Here is a 370-nt window from a genome sequence, read left to right on the forward strand (position 1 = left end):
ATGACAGTTACGTGCGACCGTTGTTTGCCGATCGTTGCCAGGCCGGTTTTCCTTCGCCTGCCACTGATTATGCTGAGCAGGAACTGGATCTGAACAGCTATTGCATCAGCAGACCTGCAGCCACCTTCTTTCTGCGCGCCAGCGGTGAATCGATGAACCAGGCTGGCGTGCAGAATGGTGATCTGCTGGTAGTGGACAGGGCCGAAAAACCACAACACGGGGACATCGTTATCGCTGAGATCGACGGTGAGTTCACCGTCAAACGACTGCTGTTGCGCCCACGCCCGGCACTGGAGCCGGTTTCAGACAGCCCGGAGTTCCGCACACTGTATCCGGAAAACATCTGTATTTTTGGTGTTGTCACTCACGT

1 protein-coding gene is annotated in these 370 nt (G+C 55.4%); it reads left to right on the forward strand.

The features are described from left to right. Window positions 1–370 (forward strand): translesion error-prone DNA polymerase V autoproteolytic subunit (gene umuD, locus BEB54_RS28340; protein ID WP_236943391.1); only part of this gene is annotated, 370 nt, incomplete at both ends.

This window comes from Escherichia sp. MOD1-EC6021, assembly GCF_002965245.1.
Lineage (GTDB): Bacteria > Pseudomonadota > Gammaproteobacteria > Enterobacterales > Enterobacteriaceae > Escherichia > Escherichia coli_F.